This window comes from Streptomyces sp. LN549 (assembly GCF_043203805.1).
In the GTDB taxonomy this organism is placed as follows: Bacteria; Actinomycetota; Actinomycetes; order Streptomycetales; family Streptomycetaceae; genus Streptomyces.
The window spans coordinates 4,879,726-4,902,113 of sequence record NZ_JAZHRI010000002.1; the positions used below are offsets into that span (position 1 = coordinate 4,879,726).

19 protein-coding genes and 1 pseudogene are annotated in these 22,388 nt (G+C 68.6%); 12 read left to right on the plus strand and 8 right to left on the minus strand.

Going from position 1 to position 22,388, the window contains the following annotated elements; translation table 11 throughout:
• Positions 1–215: 215 nt before the first annotated feature.
• The gene (locus SH922_RS22065) at positions 216–1,235 is read right to left on the minus strand and encodes an aldo/keto reductase (protein ID WP_393059615.1); all 1,020 of its coding nucleotides are present in this window, start codon (positions 1,233–1,235) and stop codon (positions 216–218) included.
• A 160-nt stretch (positions 1,236–1,395) separates the two neighbouring features.
• On the opposite strand from SH922_RS22065, the gene SH922_RS22070 reads away from it, so the two are divergent.
• On the plus strand, positions 1,396–1,986 hold the full coding sequence (locus tag SH922_RS22070; RefSeq protein WP_393059616.1) for a TetR/AcrR family transcriptional regulator: 591 nt from the start codon (positions 1,396–1,398) through the stop codon (positions 1,984–1,986).
• Positions 1,987–1,990: 4 nt separating this feature from the next.
• Here the strand turns inward: SH922_RS22070 and SH922_RS22075 are convergent, their stop codons facing one another.
• Positions 1,991–2,875 (minus strand): hypothetical protein, encoded by an 885-nt coding sequence (locus SH922_RS22075; protein WP_393059617.1) that lies wholly within the window; start codon positions 2,873–2,875, stop codon positions 1,991–1,993.
• A 310-nt stretch (positions 2,876–3,185) separates the two neighbouring features.
• Between SH922_RS22075 and SH922_RS22080 the strand changes: the two are divergent.
• Positions 3,186–4,187, plus strand: a pseudogene (locus tag SH922_RS22080) (IS5 family transposase).
• 19 nt (positions 4,188–4,206) lie between these two features.
• Here the strand turns inward: SH922_RS22080 and SH922_RS22085 are convergent.
• Genes SH922_RS22085 through SH922_RS22095 form a run of 3 tightly spaced genes read right to left on the minus strand, consistent with a single transcriptional unit; the run spans position 4,207 to position 7,025 of the window.
• The gene (locus tag SH922_RS22085; protein WP_393059618.1) at positions 4,207–4,923 is read right to left on the minus strand and encodes a DUF4097 family beta strand repeat-containing protein; all 717 of its coding nucleotides are present in this window, start codon (positions 4,921–4,923) and stop codon (positions 4,207–4,209) included.
• 54 nt (positions 4,924–4,977) lie between these two features.
• A complete protein-coding gene (locus tag SH922_RS22090; protein WP_393059619.1) occupies positions 4,978–6,336 on the minus strand; it encodes an FtsX-like permease family protein in 1,359 nt (452 codons plus the stop codon).
• Positions 6,333–7,025, minus strand: coding sequence for an ABC transporter ATP-binding protein (locus SH922_RS22095; RefSeq protein WP_393059620.1), 693 nt, complete (start codon positions 7,023–7,025; stop codon positions 6,333–6,335). The genes SH922_RS22090 and SH922_RS22095 overlap by 4 nt, the downstream gene beginning before the upstream one ends.
• A gap of 195 nt (positions 7,026–7,220) precedes the next feature.
• Between SH922_RS22095 and SH922_RS22100 the strand changes: the two genes are divergently transcribed.
• From SH922_RS22100 to SH922_RS22110, 3 genes are all read left to right on the plus strand, one after another.
• A complete protein-coding gene (locus tag SH922_RS22100; RefSeq protein ID WP_393059621.1) occupies positions 7,221–8,393 on the plus strand; it encodes a histidine kinase in 1,173 nt (390 codons plus the stop codon).
• Positions 8,394–8,426: 33 nt separating this feature from the next.
• On the plus strand, positions 8,427–9,095 hold the full coding sequence (locus SH922_RS22105) for a response regulator (protein WP_393059622.1): 669 nt from the start codon (positions 8,427–8,429) through the stop codon (positions 9,093–9,095).
• 202 nt (positions 9,096–9,297) lie between these two features.
• Positions 9,298–10,662, plus strand: coding sequence for a hypothetical protein (locus SH922_RS22110; RefSeq protein WP_393059623.1), 1,365 nt, complete (start codon positions 9,298–9,300; stop codon positions 10,660–10,662).
• A gap of 82 nt (positions 10,663–10,744) precedes the next feature.
• Here SH922_RS22110 and SH922_RS22115 read toward each other — a convergent pair whose 3' ends face one another.
• Positions 10,745–11,011, minus strand: a complete 267-nt coding sequence (locus SH922_RS22115; protein WP_393059624.1) for a DUF397 domain-containing protein — start codon at positions 11,009–11,011, stop codon at positions 10,745–10,747.
• Complete coding sequence (locus tag SH922_RS22120; protein ID WP_393059625.1) at positions 10,992–11,834, minus strand: helix-turn-helix domain-containing protein; 843 nt, start codon at positions 11,832–11,834, stop codon at positions 10,992–10,994. Before SH922_RS22120 ends, SH922_RS22115 begins: the two co-directional genes overlap by 20 nt.
• Positions 11,835–11,947: 113 nt before the next feature.
• Between SH922_RS22120 and SH922_RS22125 the strand changes: the two genes are divergently transcribed.
• Together SH922_RS22125 and SH922_RS22130 are read left to right on the plus strand one after the other, a co-directional pair.
• Complete coding sequence (locus tag SH922_RS22125) at positions 11,948–12,190, plus strand: hypothetical protein (protein WP_393059626.1); 243 nt, start codon at positions 11,948–11,950, stop codon at positions 12,188–12,190.
• Complete coding sequence (locus SH922_RS22130; RefSeq protein WP_393059627.1) at positions 12,180–12,422, plus strand: hypothetical protein; 243 nt, start codon at positions 12,180–12,182, stop codon at positions 12,420–12,422. Before SH922_RS22125 ends, SH922_RS22130 begins: the two co-directional genes overlap by 11 nt.
• Before the next feature lie 138 nt (positions 12,423–12,560).
• On the opposite strand, the gene SH922_RS22135 is transcribed toward SH922_RS22130, so the two are convergent.
• A complete protein-coding gene (locus tag SH922_RS22135) occupies positions 12,561–13,142 on the minus strand; it encodes a TetR family transcriptional regulator (RefSeq protein ID WP_393059628.1) in 582 nt (193 codons plus the stop codon).
• A gap of 248 nt (positions 13,143–13,390) precedes the next feature.
• Between SH922_RS22135 and SH922_RS22140 the strand changes: the two genes are divergently transcribed.
• The 5 genes from SH922_RS22140 (at position 13,391) to SH922_RS22160 (ending at position 22,373) form a co-directional block, all read left to right on the plus strand.
• Positions 13,391–13,741 carry an antibiotic biosynthesis monooxygenase family protein gene (locus SH922_RS22140; RefSeq protein ID WP_393059629.1) on the plus strand — a complete coding sequence of 117 codons (351 nt, stop codon included), beginning with the start codon at positions 13,391–13,393 and terminating at the stop codon, positions 13,739–13,741.
• 158 nt (positions 13,742–13,899) lie between these two features.
• The gene (locus SH922_RS22145; RefSeq protein ID WP_393059630.1) at positions 13,900–14,328 is read left to right on the plus strand and encodes a DUF4267 domain-containing protein; all 429 of its coding nucleotides are present in this window, start codon (positions 13,900–13,902) and stop codon (positions 14,326–14,328) included.
• Between the two features lie 262 nt (positions 14,329–14,590).
• Positions 14,591–16,663, plus strand: coding sequence for a glycosyl hydrolase family 28-related protein (locus SH922_RS22150; RefSeq protein WP_393059631.1), 2,073 nt, complete (start codon positions 14,591–14,593; stop codon positions 16,661–16,663).
• 197 nt (positions 16,664–16,860) lie between these two features.
• The gene (locus SH922_RS22155) at positions 16,861–19,431 is read left to right on the plus strand and encodes a S8 family serine peptidase (RefSeq protein WP_393059632.1); all 2,571 of its coding nucleotides are present in this window, start codon (positions 16,861–16,863) and stop codon (positions 19,429–19,431) included.
• Entirely contained in the window at positions 19,431–22,373 is a 2,943-nt protein-coding gene (locus SH922_RS22160; protein WP_393059633.1) for a hypothetical protein, read from the plus strand. The genes SH922_RS22155 and SH922_RS22160 overlap by 1 nt, the downstream gene beginning before the upstream one ends.
• Positions 22,374–22,388: the final 15 nt, after the last annotated feature.

Here is a 22,388-nt window from a genome sequence, read left to right on the forward strand (position 1 = left end):
GACCGTGGCCGAACACCGAGGTCACGCGGAATCCGGATCTGTTACCGCCCCCGGATGAACCGCCGACCGTGGCGTGACGATTTCCGGAACGAGCAAGACCGCCAGCTGAGACGGGAGTTGAGGGTGGCTGCGGTGTCACTACTGCGCGGCGACCGGGCTTTCGATCTCCTTGGGCGCGAAGTCGGGGCGGACGCCGCCCGGGCGCCCCAGGCGGGTCAGCGGCGCCGCAGTGCCGGGTCGAGCAGTGCGGGCGGGGTGTCGTGCTTCTCGTGCGGGGCCAGGTCGGTGCCGGGAGCGACGATCGCGTCGATCGCGTCCAGCACGTCGGCGGAGAGCACGGTGTCGGCGGCGGCGAGCTGTGAGTGGAGGTGGTCCAGTGTGCGGGGGCCGATGAGCGCGCTGGTCACGGCGGGGTGCGCGGTCACGAATCCGAGCGCGAGCTGGATCATGGTCAGGCCGGCCCCGTCGGCGACCTCTGCCAGCTGCTCGACGGCATCGAGCCTGGCCCGGTTGGCGGGGACGGCGGTGTCGAAGCGTTGCGGCATGAACGTGGAGCGGTTGGTGGTGACGGCCTGTCCCTCACGGATCGCGCCCGACAGCCAGCCCGAAGCCAGCGGGCTCCACGCCAGCACACCGAGCCGGTACTGGTCGGCCACGGGCAGCACGTGGCTCTCGATGCCGCGCTGGAGGATCGAGTAACTCGGCTGCTCGGTGACGTACCGGCCCAGGCGGTACTCGCGAGCGGCCGACTGGGCCTGCGCGATGCGGTACGCGGGGAACGTCGAGGAGCCGAAGTACCGGATCTTTCCCGCCCGTTGGAGGTCGGTCAACGCAGACAGCGTCTCCTCGTCGCTGGTGCGCGGGTCCCACCGGTGGATCTGGTAGAGATCGACGTGGTCGACACCGAGGCGGCGCAGGCTGTTGTCCAGCTCGGTGATCAGCCAGCGGCGCGAACTGCCCTGGTGGTTGGGCTCGTCGCCCATCGGCAGGCCAGCCTTCGTGGCCAGGACGATGTCGTCGCGGCGGCCGGCGATGGCCTTGCCGACCAGCTCTTCCGACGTGCCGCCGCTGTACGCGTCGGCGGTGTCGATGAGGTTGATGCCGTTCTCGAGAGCGGCGTCGACGAGGGCGGTGACCTCGTCCTGGGTGGTGCCCCCCGTCATGCCGAAGTTCATCGCGCCGAGCGCGAGGGAGCTGACCTGTACACCGGTGCTGCCCAGGGTGCGGTAGTGCATGGCTGTGTTCCTCCATAGCGGGTGAGATGTGGTCGCAACCCGGCCGTGGCTTGGCTGCCGGCCCCGTGCTCTGGCATCATGAGCAAACGGAACCTTGTCCCGTTTAACGATACGGAACACTGTCCCGTTTAACAAGGCCGGCAATGGAGGGAATGGCGCGGTGACTGAAGGCGACCGGGGCGCAGGGCGCGCGACCCCGCCCAAACGGGCGGACGCCCGGCGTAACAAGGAGGCGCTGCTCGACGCGGCCGCCGCCGTCTTCGTCACGTCGGGCGTGGAGGCGCCGGTACGTGACATCGCGGCCGAGGCCGGTGTCGGGACGGCCACGATCTACCGCCACTTCCCGACGCGGGCGGATCTCGTCATCGCCGTCTACCGGCACCAGGTGGAGGCCTGCGCCGAGGCCGGTCCGGCCCTGCTGGCGTCCGCCCCCACTCCTCACGCGGCACTGGAACGCTGGCTCGACCTCTTCGTCGACTTCCTGGTCACCAAGCACGGCCTCGCCGCCGCACTGCAGAACGGCAACGCCGACTTCGGGGCACTCCACGCCTACTTCGTCGATCGCCTCCTGCCGGTGTGCGACCAGCTCCTCGACGCTGCCACCGCCTCCGGCGAGATCGGCTCCGACCTCGACGCCTACCAACTCATGCGCGGCATCGGAAACCTCTGCATCGGCGCCGAGAGTGACCCCCGCTACGACGCGCGCCGACTGGTCGCCCTCCTCGTCGCAGGGCTGCGTCAACCGCGCTGACCTGTCACTGGTGGGTGCGTTCCGGCCGGGGCGCCAGCCCCGCCCGCACGGCGCTCATCCGGGCCCGCACGCCCTGCACGGGCACGGCGCCCGCCGGGCCCCTGGGTGCGTCGCCGGGCTTGCCGCGGCACGCTCCGCAGACGCCGCCCCGCATCGCCTCGGGGCTGCCGGGGGCGCGGCACTCGCTGCATTCCAGGGTCCGCAGGACGACCTGGCGGACGGGGGCGATGCGGGCGGGCGGCAACTTGTCGAGCAGCCTCCGGCCGACGAACGCGACCGGGCTGTAGACCTCCACCGGTAGCCCCTGGGTCAGTGCGCACATGATCTCGGCCTCGGTGGCGCCACGCTCGAACCACTCGCTGACCCGCGGTTCCAGTCGCACGCAGTGCGCTTCGGGCAGCGACAGCGTGGGCGCGGCCTTCCCGAGTGCGGCCAGCAGGATGAACGACCGGGAGCGGGTGGGTCGTTGGGGCTCCTGCGGTACGTCGCCCCGGGTGTACGCCGCCCACCACTCGTCCTCGCGCGCGGTGCGGGAGAAGAACGTACGCGTCACCCAGAGCAGGGCCTCCTCGGTGGCCACGCACTCACTGCCCCGGCGTAGATGCCCGGCCTCCTGGAGCCGGTTCAGGCTGGTGCGTAGCGCGCACTGCCCGTACGGCAGCACCTTGGCGAGCATCTTCACGGAGATGTCGGCGCCGTCGCACAGCCCGTCGATGTACGCGGCGATGGCGGCGTCGCGGGGGAGGAGGTGGGTGAAATCGTGGCCGGTGTGCGGACGTTGGTCCGGCGTCGAACGCTTGCCGTATCCGGGGTTCGCCATCGGGTGGTCGTGCGTGGGCACGGGGCCGGGCGCGGGGAAAGGGGCAGCACTAAGCTGGCTGGCAGCCATGAGATCGCCTTCTTCGATCGAACTGGTCAGGCCCCTGCTCGGTGTTTGCGCACCGGCGGGGGCCGTCGTGTCCCGGCTGACGCTAGAGCGTGACTACCCTCCGTCGCAAGTCGATCGCGAAAAGTCAACCCGCCAGGCAGGGAGGGTGGGTGGGAATCAATCCCGCCACCCATTCCGCTGAAAGAGCGCTCGGATCTCGACGCTTGAGCCCCGGGGTGCGACCCAATGCGCGCCCTAGGGACTGTGTGAGGTCGTGATCGGTATCGGGGTTCCGCTGCCGCCTCGGGGCGGTTCGCGGTAGAACGTCGGCGTGACGCGGCGACAGCTCAGCGCTGACCAGTGGAAGTTCATCGAGCCGTACCGGTGGGCGAGTACGGCCCCTACCCGGTGCGGTTGCGGGACCAGTTCGAGGGTGTGATCTGGCGTTTTCGGTCCCGTGCCCAATAGCGGGAGATGCCCCAGGGGGTTCGGGCCCTGGCCCACCGGCTACGGCCGGTTCCGGGTCTGGCGGGACGCCGGGGTCTTCACCGCGCTGCTGGAGGGCCTGATAGCCGAGGCCGCCCGGCAGGGGAAAACGGACCTGTCGCTGGTTAGCGTGGACTCCACGACCGCCCGCGCCCACCACGACGCCGCCGGAATGCATGTCGAACCCAAGATCCTGGGGGCCCTGGAGAAGGCCGTCAGGGAACAGGAACGGGCCCGGCAAAAGGGGGCACCGGGCGAGGGACAGAACGGGCAGAGCGCCGGAGGCGACCCTGCCCGACAAGAGCGGCGACACCTCCGGCGCAGACACAAAGCCCGCGTGAAGCAGGCCCTGCTCGGCCGGTCCAGAGGCGGACTGACCTGCAAGGTCCACCTCGCCTCCGACCGCAAGTGCCGTCCGCTGTCGATCATCCTGACCGCCGGGCAGGCTGCCGACAGCCCGCAGTTCGTCCCCGTCCTGAGCAAGGTCCGCATCCGGCTGCCCGTCGGCCGGCCCCGTACCCGGCCCGACGCGGTGGCCGGCGACAAGGCGTACTCCTCTCGCGCCAACCGCGCCTACCTGCGCAGGCGCGGCATCAAGGCCGTCATCCCGGAGAAGAAGGACAAGGTCGCGAACAGCAAGAGGCGCGGCAGCCGAGGCGGCCGACCCGTGACCTACGAGGCCGAGCTCTACAAGGACCGCAACACCGTCGAGCGCGTGATCAACTAACTCAAAGCCGGGCGCGGCATCGCCACCCGCTACGACAAGACCCCCGAAAGCTACGACGCCGGCCTCCACCTCCGGGCCTCGATGATCTGGCTCAACGCCCTCACCTGGACAGCAGAGTGATCACGACCTCACATAGTCCCTAGGACGACTCCCCCTCGCTGATGTCGATGTCGCCATTACGCGTCTGCACGTTCACGCTGTGGCTGCTCGTGCTGTCGTCCGCGACATCCACGGTGACGTCCCCTTTCTTCGCCGCCGTACGGACCGCGTATGCCGATGCAGGCAGGCCGAGTTGAACGTTGCCGTCCTGGCTCTGCACATCGACACGATCGGGTACGGAGGTGAGGTCGAGGTCGGTGTCGCCGTTTCGCGAGACGACGCTCACAGACGTCGCGGAGATCCCGTCGCCCTGCACGGTTCCGTCGCGCCCTTCCAGGTGGAGGGCGGCGCCGCCGAGGTTCGACAACTGCACGTCGCTGTTGCCGTACTCGGCCGTGACCGCGACATCGCGCGGCACCTTCACGGTGTACTTCGCATGGCAGTTGACGGAAACACCATCACAATCCACCGAGAGTGTGAGAATCCCGCCCTCGAACTGCCATCCGGCAGCTATCTCACCGCCGATTTTCGTGCCGCTGACCCGGCGTTCCACTTCGACGTCGTCGACGTCGGAGGCGATGAGGTGGAGGTCGGCGGAGTTCGACTTCACGGTCAGGCTGTCGCCGCTGAAGCCGAAGGACTTCGATTCGGAAGTGGCATTCGCCTGGTCGACATCCGGGTCGCAGCCGGTTGCTGCGAGAGCGAGGAAGGCGGCTGCGCCGAGGGCAAGGATCGTGCGTGTCCGGCTGTCGTTCATTGTTTCCGTTCCCAAGTGATTCAGTTGCATGTTCGGTCGTCGTCCCGGTTCAGTTCAGGAGCGCAGAGCCCGGGCCGGGACGGTGCGGGAGACGCGGGCGGCCTGGAGTGCCAGGGCGAGGCAGGTCGTCACGAGCGTCACGGCAGCAAGTGCGCCGAGCGTCGCCCACGGGAGGCCGTCGAGCACCTGGCCCACGCCGACCTTGGCTCCCACGGCGATGGTGGTACTCGCCACCGCGAGGAAGACCGCGCTGAAGACGATCGCCGTGCCTGCGTAGATCACGCCCTCGTAGACCGTGGAGCGCGTGGTGACGCCCGGCCGCGCGCCGGCGACGGCAACGACCGCGGAATCGCGTGTGCGCTCCCGCCCGACCAGGGCAATCACCGCCAGGCCACCGGACCAGGACACGACGAAGACCCAGCCCAGAACGGTCATGACATCGCCCAGCCCTGCGGTACTTCCGGGCATGACGTTGCCCATCGTCATGAACAGCGCGATGAACGACAGGGAGAGCGCGAAGGGCAGCACCGTGGTGACGCTTCGGGTCGCGCGCGTTCGGCACGACTGCACGGCGAGGTGCCAGGCGACGCCACGCGACGGGACGAGGGCGGTCCAAAGTCTCATCAGAGGTGTGAGCACCCACGGCCCCATCAGCAGCAACAGGCAGATGAGGAAAAGGTTTCCGGAGAAGGCGAAGGCGGTCCGCTGTTCGATGCCCCCTTCAAGTTCGAGGCCGAGGCCGGGAATCCACATCCCGAGCACACCGGCGAGAAGGCAGAGGGCGAGAATGCTCCGCGCGACACCGGGCCGCGCCGGCGGATCGGAGTGGTCCCGGAAGGCGCGCATCTCCGGCGTCCTGGCGGCTCGGCGTGTGACGCCCCAGCCGCCGAGCAGGCACGGGACCACTCCGGCCAGCAGACTCGCGCCGATGTGCCAGAGCTGGAGTCCGGCGGTGGCTCCGTGCAGGTTGAGTCCCGTCGCCGTCCACTGCGAGAGGGCGATGTTCGCGACGAAGGGGGCCAACGGTACGGCCAGCGCGCCGGCCACCGTGCCGAGGACCACCAGCTCGGCGCGGAGAACGGACCTGACGCGGCGGCGCGGGATCCCGAGGATCACCCACAGGGCGTGTTCGCGTCGCTGAGTCGTCAAGGTCAGACCGACGGTCGAGGCGACGACACCCACGGCGGCCAGCACGGTGAAGAAGACGATGTTGCCGCCGAGCGCGATCGACGCGGAGACCATCCGTGCGTCGCCCGCCGTCCGCGCCGCCGAGACGGCGGTGAACATGGCGATGACCGAGCCCGCCGAGCAGGCCGCGCCGACGACCGCGCACGCGAGCGTCCACACCCACATCGACGCCTGCATGCGGACGTCCGACAGGACGAGCCGCAACATGCCGCTCGTACCGCTCACGCCGCCGCCTCGTTCGCGTCGTCCTTCGACTGCGCCGCGAGGACGGCATCGCTCACCGTGTGCGGGTCGCCGCCGGAGATGACGGCGTGCACCCGCCCGGACCCCATCACCACGACCTGGTCGGCACGCGCAGCCGCATGCGGATCGTGCGTGACCATGACCACCGTCGATCCTTGTGCGGGCAGTGCCTGTAGCCAATCGAGTACGACGTGACCGGACTTGAGGTCGAGCGCCCCGGTCGGCTCGTCGGCGAAGACGATCCGTGGCTGATTCGCGAGGACCCTGGCCACGGCCACGCGCTGGCGTTCGCCTCCGGAGAGCCGGTCGGGTCGCCGCCTGGCGTGCTGGGCGATGCCGAGCCGCGACATGGCCTCGCGGACCCGTGACTTGGGCACCCGGTGGCCGGCGAGTCTCGACGGCAGACAGATGTTGTCCTCGACCGTGAGCGAGCTGACGAGGTTGTACTCCTGGAAGACGAAACCGATGTTCTCGCTGCGGAACGCGGCTTGCTTGCGTGGGCCGAGCGACAGGACATCCGTTCCGAGAATCTCGATGGAACCTGCGGTCACTCGCTCCAGGCCGGCCATGCAGAGCAGGAGCGTCGACTTTCCCGATCCGGAGGGTCCGACGATCGCGGTCAGCCGGCCCCCAGGAATGTCCAGATCGATATCGTGCAGTACACGTGTCATTTCTCTTTTACGGCCGGGAATGGGGAAGTCCATACGGAGGCCGCGCATACGGATACACGGTGCGGAAATGGGGGCTGCGATAGGCATATGGCGATATTAGGCAGAACTGAACACGCTCCGCACGGGAGTCAGCACTACTTGTAGGTAGACCTAGGTCTACCTTCTTGAGATCCGCCGTATGCCATAATACTGGCCATGTCGCAGATTCGTGTCGCCCGAAGGGTGCTGACGGAAATCATCGCAGCAATGGCCTTCCCGATTCTGCTGCTCTCCCTTCTTGTCGCACCGGCCTCGGCGGCCGTGCTGACGGAGTTGGACCGGTCGAGAGCACGGTGGTGCGGCGTCGGCACGATGCCGCTGCGGCCCGCGGACCAGAGTTGGGCGCAGTGGGTGGCACGCCAGCTGCGATCGCGGTCGATGTGGCGTACCGGCCTCCCGGTCCTCGTCGCCGCCACGCTCCTTTCCGCGTTTTCACTGGTGGTGGCATTCTTCGGGTTCATCGGTGCCGCCGCGCTGGTTTTCTCTCCCGTTTTCTGGTCGTTCGGTATCGCCGCACAGGTCGGCCCTTTCACTCCGGAATCGCTTACGGAATCTTTTCTGGCGATGCCCGCAGGGGTACTTCTGGGTGCGGTCACCACAGTTCTCCTGACCGCAATTTCTCTTCTCCGGGACCTCGTCCTGCGCGCTTTCTCGAGAAGCCGGGACCCGGATCTGCTCGCGAAACTGGAGGAACTCCGCACCAGTCGGGCCTCGTTGACAACGGCCTTCGAATTCGAGCGCCGACGCATCGAACGTGATCTGCACGACGGCGCTCAACAGGAGCTGGTCGCCGTCGTGATGCGCCTCGGGATGCTGGAGGCCGCAGCCTCGGCGAGCGGCGAGGAACGCGTCGTGGAACTGGCACGTCAGGCACAGGACCAGGCCGAGCATGCGCTGGAACGGCTCCGGGAAACAGTGCGCGAGATCCACCCTCGCGAATTGAGCGACCTCGGCCTCGTCGCCGCCGTCCGCGAGCTGGCCGCGCGATCACCGCTGCGGGTCGAGCTGAACAGCACCGGAGATGATGCCCAGTTGTCGTCGCCGACTGCAACAGCGGCCTATTTCACGGTCTCCGAGGCGCTCACGAATATTGCGAAGCACGCGGGCGTGGGCAGCGCCCGGATCGACCTTCAGTGCGATTCAAGTGGCGTACGTGTCTGCGTGCGTGACGACGGTGCGGGCGGCGCGGAAATCGACGCGGGTTCAGGCCTTGCCGGACTGCGCGAGCGGATGCGAAGCATCGGTGGGGAGCTCGAGATCCGAAGCCCTGCGGATGGTTGCGGAACCGAAGTTGTAGCATCCGCTCCCGGCCAACCCACATGGGAATGAAGTGAATCAAGGCGAGCAGGTGAGGCAGAGGCCATGAGAATTGTCCTGGCAGATGACAGCATGCTGATTCGTGCCGGAATCCGGGAAATCCTGACCTCCCACTCTCACGAAGTGATCCGTGAATGTGAGGACGCTACCGAACTGGTCGCCGCCGTCGACGAGTTCGCGAGCTCCGGGGCCGCACCGGACCTGGTGATCACCGATGTCCGCATGCCCCCGGGAAACACCGACGACGGACTCCGCGCCGCCATCGACCTGCGATCACGCCATCGGGATCTGCCGGTCCTCGTCCTTTCCGCCTACGTCACCGGACCGTACGTCCAAGAGCTGTTGAACGGTCCGGGCGCTGACGGGGCCGTCGGGTACCTGCTCAAGGAAAAGGTCGGCAGAGTCGTCGACTTCCTGCGTGTACTCGATACGGTTTCCGGTGGCGGCGTCGTGATCGACCCGGAAGTCGTCCGCTACGTCACACACGCGGACACCCCCCAGGGCCCGCTCGCCCGGCTCACCGACCGCGAACGCGAGGTGCTCGCCCTTATGGCGGAAGGGCGCTCCAACGCGGAAATCGCATCAACGATGTTTATTTCCGGAGCGTCCGTGAGTAAGCACGTGGCCAATGTGTTCGTGAAACTCGGAATGCCCCCGAACGAAGACAACCGCCGCGTCAAGGCCATTCTGACCTGGTTCGAGTACAACTACTGAGTTCAAGCCTGAGGCCACCGAGGTGTGAGCGGCCTCCTGGGGGTCACGGAGCCGTTTCTCGCGGCCGGGTCGCGGAGGGGCTGGCCTCCTTCGGCGTTGGTCGTACAACCGTCCGATGCCATGGCGTGTCTGATGTGTCGGAACTGTCGTTCCCCTGTTGTTCGTCCGTACGCATCCATCGCTTCACTGCAAGGGATCGCCCATGCTCGGAACTGCCGCCGACCGCTTCCGCCCGCTGCGCAGGACCGCCGCCGCGGTCGGAGCCATCGCCCTGATCGCCATGGGCGCGGCTGCGGCACCCGCTTCCGCAGGAGACGGCCGCCTGGCCGGAGATTTGTATATACAGCCCCTGAAGCCCCTCGCCGGGGTGAAGACCGGCAGCAGCGTCGAGCTGCCCGTCACCTTCGCGAACAAGGGAGCCAAGGCACGCGACAAGATCTTCCTGAGCTACACCTTCAGCGGAGGGCTGGACCTCCGGGACGGACTGCCCTCCAACTGCTATCGCCGAGGGCTCGCCGTCGAATCCGAATCCGATGCCCACATCGTGATCTGCGAGTTCGATCAGACGGTGAAGGCCGGCGGCATCTACGCTCCAGAGAAGACTCTGGCGCTGAACGTCCTCGATCACGCGCTGAACGAGCGGGCCCACGCGATGGTCTCCAGCTATGAGCCCTTGGACGACAGTGACGCCCAGAACTGGCCCGGTAGCGGACCTGCGATGAAGTTGATCGAGCTGCCCTCGACCACTCCGGTGGCCGGCGTTCACCCGCACCGGGCCGGTGACTCGGAGTGGGACTCTTCCGATCTGTTGGTGGATGCGGTGAACACGGCCGACTTCCAGATGTCGGTGCGGGAGACGGAGCGCGTCGGTAAGACGCTCACGATGGAGGCGACGTTCACCAACGCGGGACCGGCCTGGGTGAACCACTACGACAGCGAAACCTCGCTGACCCAGTTTCTGCTCAAGGTGCCCGCCGGAACGACCGTGACGAAGAAGGATGTCCGCTGCCGCAAGGTCAGCGCCCGTAGCTACAACTGCGTTCCCTACACCCATGGCTCCCTGAGGGCGGGCGCCACTGATCCCTTCCTCCTCACACTGCGCATCGACAAGGCGGTTCCCGGGGCCAAGGTTTCGGTGTCCCTCGAAGCGAAGGCGCGCCCGTTCGACAAGAACAAGAAGAACGACAGCGCCACGCTTCTGCTCGACACCGGCAGTGGCTCGACAGGCGGTTCCGGTTCCACGGGCGGCAGTTCGACGGGCGGCAACGGCTCGACGTCGTCCACCGGCGGTTCCGGTACCGCGTCCTCGGGCGGCTCCGGTTCCACCGGTGGTTCCGGCACCGCGTCCTCCGGTGGCTCCGCTTCCACGGGCGGTTCCGGTTCTGCCGGCGGCTCTGCGACGACCGGCTCCGCGACGACCGGCACGTCGGGCTCCTCGACCACTGGTGGCGGCCTGGCGAACACCGGCTCCGGTTCGACTCTGCCCCTGGCGGGCGCGGCTGCCGCGATCCTTGCCGCCGGTGCGGGCACGGTCCTGCTGGTCCGCCGCCGCGCGGCCCGGAGCTGACGCCGAACCATCCAGACACGACACGGCCCGCCGAGCATCCGCCCGGCGGGCCGTACGTGTTCCGCTGGGCAAGGCGCTCTGCTCAGGACCTCTTCAGGTCGGCCACGAAGGTCGACCAGGCCGTTGCGCGGAACATCAGCGCCGGGCTGTCGGTCACCTTGGAGTCGCGGACGGGGACGATCTCGGGGACACCGTCGAGGACTTCAAGGCAGTCGCCGCCATCGCCTCCGCTGTACGTGGACTTGCGCCAGGTGCCCATCTCCAGGCAATTGCCGCCGCTGGCGTCGCTGTAGGAGGACTTGTGCCAGATGGTCGTGGACAGGTCGTAGTCAGAACCGCTGAGCTTCATGGTCGTAATCCTCCGCCACCGATTCGATCAAGGCCAGGGATGCTGTCGGGGAGCATGCGCTGGCTACCAGGAGATCGTAGGTCAGTTCGTATTTTCTGACCGTTGAAGGCTCGTCGAGGAGCTGGCCCGAGCCGAGACTCTCCAGGTAGGCGAGCGGCGGCGCGTCAGAGAACGCCATCAGTTTGAGGCCGCCGCCCATCGCGGCGTGCCCGCCTTCGGAGAAGGGCAACACTTGGATGATGGCGCGGTGTTGCCCGGCCAACGTGGCGAGATGGCGAAGCTCCTGCGCCATGGCCTTGGGCCCACCGACCCTTCGCCGTAACACCGCCTCGTCCAGGACCACCCACAACATCGGCACTGTTGGATCGGTGAGAAGCTGCGCGCGCTCCAGCCTCGCAGCCACCAGCTCGTCGATCGCGCTCTCGGTGGCAGTGGGAAGTCCCTCCCGGAACACCGCCCGCGCATACGTCTGCGTCTGTAACAGCCCCGGGACGAGCTGAGGCGCGTACTCCCGGATGGCCTCCGCGCGGGCCTCCGCTTCGGCCGCCTCCGCGAAGTGTTCCGGGTACTTCGACGTCTTCAGCGCCGCGCAGTTCCGTACGAAGAAGCCGTCCGCGCCCAACACCTCGTCGAACTTCTCCGCCTGGTCCATCTGCATCCGCCGCACCCCGGACTCCAGCTGTCCGATGAACGAGCCGCTGACGAAGAGCGGGGCGCCGAGCTCGGCCTGGGAGAGGCCCGCTTCCTCTCTGCGGTGACGGAGCTCGGCGCCGAGAAGGGCGCGCGGAGAGGAGGAGGGGTCGAGCTTTCTGGGACCTGGCATGACAACTCCCTGTGGCACACGTGCGGTTGTTGGAACTGTGCCTCTTCCAGGCTAACGAGAGAGTGGCCACGCTGGGTATGCATCGGGACTACTCAGAGTGGAAGGAATGGATCATGACGACTACGGAGCGGCGCAAGGCGGCAGCGGGCAGGGTGCGGGAGGCGGAGGAGCTGGTGGCGCGGTTGCGGGGAGGGTTCGCGGGGGTCGGGGTCGTGCTGCCCTCGCTGCGGATCGATCCGCTCTCGTTCGCCGGCGACGAGCCGGTTGCCCTCCTCGACCTGGGGCGCTGCAACCTCGACACGGCGTTGCTGCTGACGCAGGTGCTGGAAGGGAAGGCGGCGGGTCATGACGACTGACGCGGGTGGGCTGGAGGCGTGTACGCCGGAGCCCGGGTCGTTCGCCGTCGATGCGCGGGACGGGCGTGTGGGCCGGGTGATGGGGCGGGTCGGCCCGTATGTGCAGCTGCGTCCGCCCGGTGGGGGAGCGGAGTGGGACTGCCCGCCCGGCTGCGTCAGGCCGGCGCCGCCGGGGCTCGTACTCCGGGCGCGGGTGACGGAGGTCAACCGGGAGGGGCAGCTGCCCCGGTGAGGGAAGGTGCGGGCTTCCGGCCCCCGGGACTGGTGAGCCCGCATGTCGCGATGTTGCGATGTCGCGTATTCGGCGGATGGGGTGGACGCGGATCAACGCGGCCCAGCCATGCCTCTTGGGCGTCCGTCAGTGGTTGCTTCAGGGCGTGGGTGCGGTGAGATACCGCTGGATCGTGGGTCCGAGCCAGTCCACGATCTCCTCGCGGCCGAGCTCCATGCTTGCCGGGAACCGCAGCACGTAGCGCGTCAGCGCGAGTCCCAGCACGGTCGAGACGCACAGTGCCGCCCGCGCCTGTGCCTGCTCCGGCTCGTGGCCCAGCCGGCGGGCCAGCGGGATCAACTGCTCGCGCAGCACGCTCTGCATGCGATCGGCGGCGGTCTGGTCGGTGGCGCCGACCCGCATCAGCGCGGTGAGCTCCCCGTTCTCCTCCCACAGGGTGAGGAAGTGGCGCACCAGCGTACGGCCGATCTCTTCGCGCGGTTCGAGGGACAGGCCCGGCAACCCGGGGTCGATCGCGACGGCCGCCGCGAACAGCCCCGCCTTGTTGCCGTAGTAGCGCATCACCATCGACGGGTCGATCTTCGCGTCGCGCGCGATGGACCGGATGGTCGCCTTCTCGTAGCCGTCCGCCGCGAACCGCTCGCGGGCCGCGTCGAGGATCGTGGCGCGGGTGGCATCGGAACGCCGTGCGGCCTGCTGGTTCTCCGTGCTGCCGGTCATGCCAACAAACATAGGCCAACGCGTGTTGACAGTCCAGGGTCGTGGCCCTACGTTTGCCAACAGCGGTTGGCCAACAGGTGTTGGCAAGATCGCGGTCGTTGGCGGCCGGGCGTCGACGACGCCCCTTGAGCGTCCGTCCGGTCTCTTCGTGCCACGGGTGCCGAGCGTCGTGAGCGTCGCCTGATCCAGTACGGCGACGGCCGGTCGCGGTGCCGTGGGACAACCGATAGCGAGAGGGAGTACCGAAGATGGCCAAGCTGCAGAGCCTGGAGCCGAATACGCCGATGTTCGCGCAGTTCAAGGAGGAGACCGGGCCCATCGTCCTGGCCAACACCTTCTTCGTTCCGAAGGAGAGCGCTGAATCGTTCCTGGCTCTCTTTCGGAGGCAGGTGGAGTTCATGAAGGCTCAGCCGGGATTCGTCTCCCTGCGGATGCACAAGGGGACGGCGGGCAGTCAGCTTCTGATGAACATCGCGGTCTGGGAGTCGACCGAGGCGCTCGCCACGGCGTTCGGCAGCCCGGAGTTCCAGCGCATGGCTGCCGAGTTCCCCGAAGGCATCGTGTCGTACCCGCACATCTTCGAGCAGATCGACGCATGACGCGTCAGCTGTAGCCGGGGGAGGGCAGCCGGAGAAGCCCTGCCCTCCCCCGTCCCCCGTCCCCCGTCCCCCGTCCCCCGGGCAGTCACGCATCCATGCACCATGCCGGTTCGCCAGGGCCGCCGAGCCCCCAGACCGAACGTCGAAGGAGAAGCACCATGTCGCTGAAGAACGTCAACACCGTCCTGGTCACCGTCTGCGCCCTGTTCGTCCTCTACCTCGGACTGTCCTTCATCCTGACCCCCGAGACGTCCACTCCAGGCGTTGGCCTGCCGAACTGGCCCGCCGGCGACGGTGACGGCTTCCTCGTCATGAAGGGCATCCGCGAATTCGCGATGGGCCTGGTCATCGGCGTCCTGCTGGTGACGGGCCACCGCCGCGCTCTGGGCTGGGTCCTGCTGATGGAGGCCGTCGCCCCGTTCGGCGACATGATCAACGTCCTGGCCCACCACGGCTCCATCGCCGCCGCGTTCGGCATCCACGGCCTGACCTCGGCAGCGATCGCGATCACCGGCCTGCTGATCCTTCGTGAGACCAGCAAGGCACACAAGGCCTCCGCCCCGGCGCCCGCCGCTCAGCCCGCCTGACAGCTGCATGCTCGAAGGGGGTGGCCAGGCCGCAGGGCCGGGCCACCCCATGGCGCCAACGGCTGTCCCGTCGCCCCGGGGCCGGCTTCCGTAATGAGGCGGCTGGGAAACGCAAAAAGATGATGAGAGTGCGCAGTTAATCGGCAAGAACTCGAAAATCTCCTCGCGCGAGCCTTGTGGGGCGAGACGTACGGGTCCTACTGTCGCCTCACCTTCTCGGCGGCCTCCCCGCCTCATCCCTCCTCAGAGAATCGGGCCTGCGATGTCACGGAAGATCAGCGGTGTCGGCGCGAGGGCGCGAAGACCGCGCCGAACAGGGCTGTACGCGAACGCGGTTGCCTCGATGACCGCGGCCGCCGTCGGCTTCGGGGTGCTGGCCGGTACGCCCGCGGGCGCCCGCCCCGTCGCAGCCCCGGCCCCCGCTGCCGCCCCGGCCCCCGTCGTCACCCGGGCCGCCCTGGATCCGGCGCTCGTCGCGGGCCGGGGAGCGAAGGTGGCGTTCGCCGAGCAGGAGGCCGAGAACGCGGCCACGAACGGGACGGTCATCGGCCCGGACCGCACCGCGTACACGCTCCCCGCCGAGGCGTCCGGCCGTAAGGCGGTCAAGCTCACCCCGGGCGAGCACGTCGAGTTCACGCTGCCCTCGGCGGCCAACGCGATCACGGTCCGCTACAGCATCCCGGACGCGCCGGGCGGAGGCGGCATCACGGCACCCCTCGATGTCGCGGTGAACGGCAAGAACCGCTCCACCATGACGCTGACCTCGCAGTACTCCTGGCTGTACAACCAGTACCCGTTCTCGAACGACCCCGGCGCCGGGCTGCTCCACCCCGACTGGTGGATCACCGAGTGCTCCTGCGTGCCCGCCGCCACGACCCCCGCCCCTGCCATCGCGACGCCCTTCCGGCCCAGCCACTTCTACGACGAGCAGCGCCTCCTGCTCGGCCGGATATACCGCGCGGGCGACACCGTAAGGCTCACCGTCCCGGCCGGGAGCCGGGCCGCGTGGACGGTCGTCGATCTGCTGGACTCGGAGCTCGTGGGCCGGCCGCACGTCGAACTGCTCGCCGCCAACGTCCTTGCCTTCGGGGCGGATCCGACCGGCCGGAGCGATGCGGCGGACGCGATCGACAAGGCCATCGCCTTCGCCCGGCGCACCCACCTCACGGTGTACATCCCGCCGGGTACGTACCGGGTCGACCGGCACATCGTCGTCGACGACGTCACGATCACCGGTGCCGGTAACTGGTACACGAAGATCAAGGGCCGGGAGGTCGCGCTCGGCAGCCCGGCACCGGACGGCTCGACCCACACCGGCGTCGGTTTCTACGGCAAGGACGCGGCCGACGGCGGCAGCCGCAACGTCCACCTGTCCGGCTTCGCCATCGAGGGCGACGTACGCGAACGCGTCGACACCGACCAGGTCAACGGGATCGGCGGCGCGATGAGCGACTCGACGGTCGAGGGCCTGCACATCAGCCACACCAAGGTCGGCATGTGGTTCGACGGCCCGATGAAGAACCTGCGGATCAGTGACAACATCATCGTCGACCAGATCGCCGACGCCATCAACTTCCACACCGGCGTGACCGATTCACGGGTGACGAACACCTTCGTACGCAACTCCGGCGACGACGGCCTCGCCATGTGGTCCGAGAAGACCGCGAACGCCCGGAACGCCTTCGACCACAACACCGTCCAGACCCCGGTCCTCGCCAACGGCATCGCGATCTACGGCGGCACCGACAACACCGTCTCGGACAACCTGGTCGCCGACCCGGTCCGCGAGGGCAGCGCCCTCCACGTCGGCTCCCGCTTCGGCGCCGAACCGTTCGCCGGGAAGCTGAACCTCGACGACAACACGACGGTGCGCGCCGGTACGTACGAGCTGAACTGGAACATCGGCCTCGGCGCCCTGTGGATCTTCGCCCTGGATAGGAGCATCGACGCCGCCGATATCCGGGTCACCGGTGACCACTACCTCGACAGCACCTACAACGCGGTCATGCTCGTCTCCGACTGGGCCGTGAAGGACCGGTACGACATCGAGGGCGTCCATTTCAAGGACATCAGGGTCGACGGCACGGGCACCTCGGTGCTGAGCGCCCGCGCGGCGGGCGGGGCGAGCTTCGAGAACGTGGACGCGCGCAACGTCGGCGCGGTCGGCGTCAACAACTGCGGTTCGTTCCACTTCCCCGCGACCGGTTCGGAGTTCTCCCTCACGGACCTGGGAGGCAACGGCGGCGGCTGGCTCGCCCCCTGGCTGCTGCCGAACACGATCACCTGCGACGACCGGCCCGACGTCGTCCCGCCGCCCGCGCCGGGTGACTGGTGACGCGGTGACGTAGGACCGAGTGCGTCGGACCGGCCGCCTGCGGTGCCCCTCCAGGGTGGAGCGGGCGGCCAGTAATTCCTCAGTAACGGGCTCCTCGTAGGTTCTCGCTCCAACCTGGCCGTGCTTGCGGTGCCTCCCCCGGTCTCCGGAGGTCCGGCCGGGTTGCAGCGCACCTCTCCCGGTAGGAGCTCCCCTTCATGTACCCACCCAGAAGTCCCCGGCGCCGCGGCGTCGCATGGGCGGCGACCGCGTTCACGGCCCTGGCCGTGCTCGGTGCGGCGCCGTCCGCGATCGCCGCCACCGGCTCCGGATCCGCCGCGACCCCCGCCCCGGCCGCCAAGGTCGACTCCGCCCTCCGCGCCGCTGTCGGCAAGGGGAAGGAGTCGACCTTCTTCGTCGTCATGAAGCAGCGGGCCGACCTGACCGCCGCCAAGGGCAAGCGCGCACACAAGGACAAGGCGAAGTCGGCCTTCTCCGCGCTGCGGGCCGAGGCCGGTACCTCGCAGAAGTCGCTGGCGGCCTTCCTTGACGGGAAGAAGATCGGCCACGAGTCGTTCTGGATCGCCAACGCCGTCAAGGTGACCGGCGACCAGAAGCTCGTCGACGAGCTCGCCAAGCGGTCCGATGTCGCGAGCATCGTCAAGGAGCAGCACTACGCGCTCGATGAGATCGAGTCCTCCACGACGCCGGGCACGACGACCGACGCCGACTCCGGTGCCACCGACGTCACCCCCGAGTGGGGCGTCAAGGACATCAAGGCCGATCAGGTCTGGGACCAGTACAACGACCGCGGTGACGGGATCGTCATCGCCAACGTCGACTCGGGTGTGCAGTACGACCACCCGGATCTGGTGGGGAACTACCGGGGCAACCTGGGCAACGGCACCTTCAGCCACGACTACAACTGGTACGACCCGACCGGCCAGTGCACCACCGAGGCCCCCTGCGACAACAACGGCCACGGCACCCACACCATGGGCACCATGGTCGGCCAGGACGGCGTGGGCGTCGCCCCCGGCGCCACGTGGATAGCGGCCAAGGGCTGCGAGTCCAAGGAGTGCTCGGACTCCTCCCTCCTGGCCGCCGGTCAGTGGATTCTCGCCCCGACCGACCACAACGGGCAGAACCCGAAGCCCGAGCTGGCGCCCGACATCGTCAACAACTCCTGGGGCGGCGGGGACACGAACTTCTACCAGGACATCGTGAAGGCGTGGAACGCGGCCGGGATCTTCGAGGCCTTCGCCTCGGGCAACGACGGCGACGGCGCGACCTGCTCGACCGGCCATGCGCCGGGTTCGCAGGCCGACTCCTACGGCGTGGGCGCCTATGACGTGAACGGGAAGATCGCCGAATTCTCCGGCTTCGGCCCCTCCGTCTTCGACGGCTCGATGAAGCCGAACATCTCCGCACCGGGCGTCAACGTCCGTTCCACCTGGCCGGGCAACGACTACAACTCCATCTCCGGTACGTCGATGGCGACCCCGCACGTCGCGGGCGCCGTGGCTCTGCTGTGGTCCGCCGCCCCCTCGCTCATCGGCAAGATCGACGAGACCCGCGCCCTGCTCGACCAGGGTTCCACCGATGTCGACGACACCCACTGCGGCGGCACCGCGGCGATGAACAACGTCTGGGGCAGCGGAAAGCTGGACATCCTGGCCTCCGTCGACGCCGCCCCGCACACCGCGGGCACCGTCACGGGCACCGTGACCGACCGGGCCACCGGCAAGGCCGCGACCGCCACCGTGACCGCACGGAACGCCGACGCCGAGCGTTCGGTCACCACCGGCTCGGACGGCACCTTCCAGCTGCACCTGCCGGCCGGTACGTACACGCTCACCACCACCGGTTACGGCTTCGCTTCCCGCACCGACTCGGTGACGATCACCGTCGGTGAGACCGAGACCCTCGACCTCGCGCTCGACGCGGTCGCCCACCACGCCGTCTCCGGCACGGTCCTGGACGTCACCGGCAAGCCGCTCAAGGGCGCCACGGTGAGGGTCGCCGACGCTCCGCTCGACGCGGTCACCACCGGCGCCGACGGCTCGTACGCCTTCCCGTCCGTCGCGGAGGGCTCCTTCCACCTCTCGGTGACGCCCGCCGCCCCGGTGCTGTGCAACGGCAACTGGACCGGCGCGCTCACCGTCGACGGGGACGAGAAGGTGACGGCCTCGCTGCCGCCGCGCACCGACGCCGCCGGTACGTACTCCTGCGCGCCCGCCGCGTACAGCTGGATCACCGGGAAGACGAAGGTCGCCCTGAGCGGTGACGAGAACGCCAAGGCCGTCGCCCTGCCGTTCCCCGTGACGTACTACGGAGTCCCGTACACCAGCGCCAACATCACCACCAACGGCCTGGTGAACTTCCTGTCGCCGCGCCTCGGCGACTACGCGAACACCGCGCTGCCCGCCGCCGCCCAGCCCAACGGCGTCGTCGCCGCGTTCTGGGACGACCTGACGCTCGACAAGAAGTCCAGCGTCCAGACCACCACCACGGGCACCACCGGTCACCGCACCTTCGCCATCGTGTGGAACAACGCCGCCCTGGTCTCCGACACCTCGGTGCGTCTGAGCTTCGAGGCCGTCTTCGACGAGGCGACCGGCGCGATCACCCTGCAGTACAAGGGGATCGGGTCCGGCGCGGCGCAGCGGGGCTCCTCGGCCACCATCGGCATCGAGAACCAGGCCGGTACGGACGCCCTCCAGTACTCCTTCAACGAGTCCGTCCTCAAGGACGCCTCCGCGATCCGCTTCTCCCCGAAGGCCGCGTGATGAGGAACATCAACCGAAGAGGCGTACGCCTCGCCTCCATGCTGGTGGCCGCCGGACTGGTGCTGAGTGCCGCCCCGGCAGCGCTCGCCGCCGACGCCGACGACAGCAACGGTCTGCTGACGCTCACGGACAGCCAGGCCGCCGATCTCTCCGCGCGTGCACAGCTCGACCCGTACGGCGACGCGGAGGGCCAGGGTCACGACCCGCAGCACATCGGCAACCGTGAGGACGCGGCCACGGCACCGTCCACGGACACGACGGGCGGCAGCGGCAGCGGATCGTCGCTCGACGGCGCCACCACCGATGAGGGGGGCGCCTGGAAGGTCACCAAGAAGTCGGCCGTGGAGGGCGACTTCGGGATGGTCGCGACCGCCCCGGTGTCGGGTGCGAACGGTGACTATTTCGCACTCGACGCGCTCGGCCCCGTCCAGCGGCGGTCCGCCGACGGCAAGGAGGTGTGGCGCCGCGACAACGCCTCGCTGTACGCGGACTGGAAGATCACGAACGCCCGTCCGTGGCAGACCGAGCCGTACCCGGCGCGCATTGTTATGGGCTCCAACGCGGTCAGCCCCTTCACCGTGGCCTCCGACAACGGTTACACCACCGGTGACCTGACCGGTGACGGTGTGGACGACGTGGTCTTCACCGCGAGCGTCGGCGCCAGCCCCTACCGCCCGTTCGTGGCTCCCGGCTCGACGCTGCCGACCGGCACCTTCGTGACGGTGCTGGACGGGAAGACCGGCAAGACGCTGTGGACCAAGCTCTACACGGGCGTCTACAACATCAAGCTGGTCGGCAAGACCCTGGTGCTGGCGGACTCGCCGTACCTGAACCGGAACTCGCCCCAGGACGCGAAGACCACCCTGACGGGTATCCGCTTCTCGTACGCCGACGGAGCGCTCATCCCCGCCGACACCTGGTCGTACGACACGGGCGCCTTCCTAGGTGCGAGCTGGGCGAGCCTGGAGCCGCTGGGCAACGGGCTGGTCGCCGCCTCCTGGGACCAGCGCAAGCTGAGTGCCACCGCCGCCCCGTCCGGTCACACCCTGGTGCTCGACACCAAGGACGGCAGCGTCAAGTGGCAGGCCACCAACCGCCTCTACTCACGGCAGCTGCACTACGACGCCGCCCGCAAGAGCATCGTCGCGCTGGAGCAGTCGGACCCGAACGAGGGCGTCGCCTACGAGCTCGCCTCGTACGCGCTGTCCGACGGCACCCGCACCACCGTCGACCGCCGCATCAACGCACTGCCGATCGATCTGGTGATCGGAGACATCCAGGGCGGGTCCCGGCCGGAGTACACGGTCAGCGAGTCCACGCTGGACGCCGGGCTGTTCATCAACGCCAACACCGTGCGCGCCGTGAACGGTGACGACGGCAGTGAGCTCTGGTCGCGCACGGTCAAGCGCGACGAGGCCAACTCCCATGACGGCGGCGGCGCCTGGGGCCTCGAAGTGGTCGACGGCAAGGTCGTCGCCTCGTACAAGGACGACGCCGGTTACGAGACCGCCGTCAACCGCGGCGCAGGCCGCTTCGGCCGCCTGGCCGTGCTGTCCGGCAGCGACGGCTCGGTGCGCTGGGAGAAGCGCGGCCTGGTCACCTCGCAGATGTGGGCGCAGCCGTTCCGGAAGAACGGCAGCTGGCGGCTGCGGACGGTCGACACGAACGAGAACATCCGCACGTACAACCTGGGCAGCGGCAAGCAGGAGAGCCTTCTCCCGCTGCGTTCCGCCGTCTACTCGGGTGTCGCCACGGACATCACCGGCGACAAGAAGCAGGACCTGATCGTCGGCGGCACGTCCAACGGCGTCTTCGCCTACGACGGCCCGTCGATGGTTTCGGGTCAGCCCAAGCAGCTGTGGATGGCCACGGTCCCGGGCCAGGTCCACGCGATCGTGAAGGCCGACGTCAACGGCGACAAGCGGGACGAGACGATCGTCGCCGCCGACTCCGCCACCGCGGTGCTCGACTCCCGTACGGGCAAGGTCCTCACCACGATCGACGGCAACGGCCAATTCGTCCGCTCCGCGCAGGCGGCCGACGTCAACGGTGACGGCAGGTCCGAGATCATCGTCGCCACCGACAAGGTGCGCGTCTACACCGGCAGCGGCAAGAAGCTGTGGGAGTACGGCGCCCCGGCGTCCGTCGGTGACGTCGTCTTCGCGGACGTCTCGGTCGCCGACGGCCACCTCTACGCCCAGTACGGCCCGCACATCGGCGACACGGGCTCCATGCAGCCCGGCGTGGCCGGCGGGGTCGCGCTGAACGCCAGGACCGGCACCGTCGACTGGTCGTTCACCCCGGAGCCGGGGGCCGGGACGGACGGCAGTGTCTGGGGCGTCCCGCTGCGGGCCGGCACCTTCGCCTCGTCCGGCATTCCGTACGCCGACGGGCACGCGGCCGTCTTCACCGCGTTCACCCGGGATTCCACCGGCAACATGGTGACCATGATGCAGATCCGGGACGGCCGCACGGGTGAGCTGCTCCACGAATCCACCGACGGCGGCCCGTGGGGCCTCACCGGCTGGCTGACCGGTCCTGACGGTCTGACCATGGTGAGCAGGGTGTCCCTGCGCACCTTCGGGCCGAACGGCCAGGACTCGCGGGTGTTCACGATCGCGGACTCGCACACGGCCGCCTTCGCGAACGGTCCCGGCGGCAAGCGCATCATCGTCTCGGGCGAGATCGGCGGCGCCAGCACGTACGATCCTTCGATCCTCACCGCAGGAAATGACTACCCGTACAGTGTGGCCGACGTCCAGGCGATGGGCGGCGACGAGATCCTCGTCGCCGACCTGAACGGTGACGGCGTCGACGAGATCGTGTCGCTCAACTTCGACGAGTACGGCATGGACCGTATGACGGCGCTCGAAGGCGGCGGCTACTCCTCACCGTTCACCGCGATGCGCCAGACGATCGTCGCGACGATCGACCCCGCCTGATCCCTCTCCTGCACA